Annotated in this window: 3 protein-coding genes; 2 read left to right on the top strand and 1 reads right to left on the bottom strand. The window is 74.4% G+C overall.

The window, feature by feature from the left end; genetic code table 11:
* Positions 1–83: 83 nt before the first annotated feature.
* The gene (locus tag ACFV0G_RS36780; protein ID WP_380557346.1) at positions 84–941 is read right to left on the bottom strand and encodes an aldo/keto reductase; all 858 of its coding nucleotides are present in this window, start codon (positions 939–941) and stop codon (positions 84–86) included.
* A gap of 129 nt (positions 942–1,070) precedes the next feature.
* Here ACFV0G_RS36780 and ACFV0G_RS36775 point away from each other — a divergent pair, with 129 nt between their 5' ends.
* Positions 1,071–1,955, top strand: coding sequence for a LysR family transcriptional regulator (locus ACFV0G_RS36775; protein ID WP_380557343.1), 885 nt, complete (start codon positions 1,071–1,073; stop codon positions 1,953–1,955).
* Between the two features lie 73 nt (positions 1,956–2,028).
* The gene (locus tag ACFV0G_RS36770; protein WP_380557340.1) at positions 2,029–3,888 is read left to right on the top strand and encodes a protein kinase; all 1,860 of its coding nucleotides are present in this window, start codon (positions 2,029–2,031) and stop codon (positions 3,886–3,888) included.
* Positions 3,889–3,902: the final 14 nt, after the last annotated feature.

Genomic DNA, 3,902 nt, shown 5'->3' with positions numbered 1-3,902 from the left:
GTCAACGTCCTATGGGCCCTGATCCGTGACCGACGGTGCTACCAGGTCACACCGCCAGTCACCGCCACCGCTTGACAACGACATTAGGAAGCGTCCAGCTCCGCGAGGTCGGCGGCGTCCAGCACCAGTGCCGCGGCGGCGGCCGAGTCGCGGGCGGTCTCCGGCCTGCTGGAGCCCGGGATCGGGATCACCACCGGGGACGCGGCCAGCATCCAGGCCAGGCAGACCTGCTGCGGACTCACCCCGTGCCGCGCCGCCACCCGAGCGAACGCGCCGTGCGCGGAGCCCAGTTCACCGGCGCGGTGGATGCCGCCCAGCGGGCTCCAGGGCAGGAAGGCGATGCCGAGCTCGTCGCAGAGCCGCAACTCCGGCTCGCTGGAGCGGAACGCGGGCGAGTACTGGTTCTGCACCGACACCAGCCGGCCGCCGAGGATCTCGTTCGCCTCGCGGATCTGCGCCGGGTCGGTGTTCGAGACCCCGGCCATCACGATCTTCCCCTCGTCCAGCAGCTCGCGCAGTGCACCCACCGACTCGGCGAACGGGACCCTCGGGTCGGGGCGGTGGAACTGGTAGAGCCCGACGGCCTCGACACCGAGCCGGCCGAGCGAGGCCTCGCAGGCGCGGCGCAGGTGCTCCGGCGAGCCGTCCAAGGTCCAGCTGCCGTCGCCCGGCCGCCGGTGGCCGCCCTTGGTGGCGACCAGGACGTCCTTGCCCCGCGGGTGCGTCGCCAGCGCCTTGGCCACCAGCGACTCGTTGTGCCCGACCTCGTCGGCGTACAGGTGGTAGGCGTCGGCCGTGTCGATCAGGGTCACGCCGGCGTCGATCGCGGCGTGCAGGGCGGCCAGCGACTGCGCCTCGTCCGGGCGGCCCTCGATCGACATCGGCATGGCCCCCAGGCCGATGGCGCTGACCTCGACGGAGCCGATACGGCGGGTCTGCATGCGTGCGTACCTCTTCGTGGGGAGTGTCCGCGCACCGGTCCGTGCGGCGGTTCCCCCAGCCTCGTCCGACGGGCGGGCGTGCGTCCAATAGAAGAATGCGAACGGACTCAGCGCCTGGGACGATGAATTGTGGAAATCCGCCATCTCGAGTACTTCGTCGCCGTCGCTGAGGAGCGTCACTTCACGCGTGCCGCACGGCGGTTGATGGTCTCGCAGTCCGGGCTGTCCGCGTCGATCCGCTCGCTGGAGCGCGAGCTCGGCGCTCCGCTGTTCGTCCGCACCACACGCAGCGTGCAGCTCACCGGCGCCGGACAGGCGCTGCTCGGCGAGGCCTGCCGGGCGCTGGCGAGTGTCCGGGCGGCGCGCGAGGCGGTCGCCGCCGTACAGGGCCTGCTCCGCGGGACGCTGTCGGTCGGCACGGAGCAGTGCATCAGCGGCGCCCATGTGCCGTCCCTGCTGGCAAGGTTCCGGGCCGAGCACCCGGAGGTCGAGGTGCTGCTCCGGCAGACCGGGTCGCGGGAGCTGGTCGAGGCGGTCGCCACCGGCCGGCTCGACCTCGCCTTCGTCGCCCTGTCCGGCGAGCCCCCGGAGGGGGTGCGCCTGCTGCCGCTGGCCGTCGAGCCGATGGTGCTGCTCTGCCACCCGGGCCATCCGCTGGCCGGCGGCCCGGCCCCGGACTGGGCCCGGCTGGCCCGGGAGCCGTTCGTCGACTTCCACCCGGACTGGGGCGCCCGCGGCCTGACCGACCTGGCGTTCGCCACGGCGGGCGTGCCGCGCCGGGTCGCCCTGGAGGTGAACGACGTACACAGCCTGTTGGAACTGGTCGGGCACGGCCTGGGCATCGCCGTGGTGCCCCGCCCGATCGCCGGCAAGCCGCAGGCCGCCGCCCTGTGCACGCTGCCGCTGCCCGGCGCCGGAGCCCGCTGGCAGGTGTCGGTGGCCCTTCCGGACCAGGAGCGGACCGGACCGGCCGCCCGCGAACTTCTCGGCTACCTCGCGCTGCCCGGCGCCTGAGCCACCGCCCGGCCCGTCCGGCCCGGCCCTCCCGTGCCGCAGCACGTCACCGGCGACCCCTACGATGGCCCGCATGAACACAGGGGGGCCGGAAGCGCGGCTCATCGACGGCCGTTTCGAACTGGTGGAGCGCCTCGGCGGCGGAGGCATGGGGCTGGTGTGGCGTGCCCGCGACACCGCCCTGGAGCGCGAGGTCGCGCTGAAGGAGGTGCGCCCGCCGGACCCGGCCATGCTCGCCGCCGACCCGGCCGCCGCCCACGAGCTGCGCGAGCGGGTGCTCCGCGAGGCCCGGGCACTCGCCCGCCTCCAGCACCCCAACGTCGCGGTCATCCACCACATCGTCGACGGCGCCGAGCACCAGCACCCGTGGCTGGTCATGGAGCTGATCAGCGGCGGCTCGCTGGCCGACCGGCTGAGCCGCGGCCCGCTGGACGTGCCCGAGGCGGCCCGGATCGGCCGCGGCGTGCTCTCCGCACTGCGCGCCGCGCACGCCGCCGGGATCCAGCACCGCGACGTGAAGCCGGGCAACGTCCTGCTGCGCCCGGACGGCACGCCGGTGCTCACCGACTTCGGCATCGCCGCGATGCAGGAGGCGACCGCACTCACCGCGACCGGTTCGCTGATCGGCTCGCCCGAGTACATCGCCCCCGAACGGATCCGCGGTCAGGAGGGCAACCCGTCCTCCGACCTGTGGTCGCTCGGCATGATGCTGTACGTCGCGGTCGAGGGCCACCACCCGCTGCGGCGCGCGACCACGCTGGCGACCCTGGCCGCGGTGATGGACGAGCCGCTGCCGCCGCCGACCCGCTGCGGCCCGCTCGGCCCGGTGCTCTCCGCCGTGCTCGCCCGCGACCCGGCGGTCCGCCCGGACGCGGCGCAGCTGGACCGGCTGCTCGCCGCCGCCGAGCAGGCGCCCGCCGGCGGCCCGGCGGGCGGCTACGTGCAGACCAGCCTCGACACCCCGTACCCGCAGGGAGGCCCGGGCCCGTCGTCCGCCTGGGCGCCGGGCGGCTTCGGCGGCGGCTCCTCCGGCGGGACACCGAACCCGTACACGGCCGGCCAGGGCTCCGGGCAGACGCCCAACCCGTACGCGACCGGTCCCGGCTCGGGCCCGACCGCGAACCCGTACGGCGCGCCGGCGCAGCCGGGCGCGGTGACCGCGGGTTCGTTCGGGCAGGTTGGGCCGTACGGGGGAAGCGGTCAGGTCACCAACCCGTGGACGCCGGGCGGTTCGGGCGCGGAGCGGCCGAAGCGGGGTGCCCGGACGGGTGTGATCGCCGCCTCGGTGGCGGTCGCGGTGGTGGTCGCGGGCGGCGTGGCGTGGAAGTTCGCGCCGGGGACGGCCAAGAAGAACACGGCCGGGCACAGCAGCACCGCCGGTACGACCGCGGGCACCACGGCAGGTGCCACGGGTGGCACCGGCACGTCCGCGCGGCCTACCACGGCGGCCACCGCCACCGGGTCGACCGGCGCCCCGAAGGCCGCCCCGAAGGACCTGATCACCCCGGACGGCGTGCGCACCGCGATCGCGGCGCTCACTCCGGTGATGGGCACCGGCAAGGTCTACAAGCTGGTCGTCTACCCGCAGTACGCCATCGCGGACGCGCCGACGGCGGCGAACCCGAAGGAGTACGACTCCTTCCAGTACCGCAACGGCCGGGCCAGCAAGGACGACATGGGCGGCACGGAGATCGGCGACGACCAGCCGGTGGACCTCTCGGTCTACGACTGGAGCATCATCCCGTCGCTGCTCCAGAAGGCGCAGGCGACCCTGAACGTCACCAATCCGACCAGCCGCTACCTGATCATCGGGCCCGACCTGTTCGACAACAAGCCGGTGATCAGCGTGTACCTGAGCAACGACCACAGCAACAGCGGGTACCTGGAGACGGACCCGCACGGCAACGTGGTGCGGACCGTCCCGGCCGAGTAGCCGAAGGGGCCCGC

It is taken from the genome of Kitasatospora sp. NPDC059571 (genome assembly GCF_042735675.1).
Lineage (GTDB): Bacteria > Actinomycetota > Actinomycetes > Streptomycetales > Streptomycetaceae > Kitasatospora.
This window is presented reverse-complemented; position numbering and strand designations above follow the sequence as displayed.

What these genes read in the sequence shown, in the direction of transcription:
- ACFV0G_RS36770 (WP_380557340.1), top strand. Translation starts at nt 2,029, where the DNA reads ATGAACACAGGGGGGCCGGAAGCGCGGCTCATCGACGGCCGTTTCGAA.
- ACFV0G_RS36780 (WP_380557346.1), bottom strand. Translation starts at nt 941, where the DNA reads ATGCAGACCCGCCGTATCGGCTCCGTCGAGGTCAGCGCCATCGGCCTG.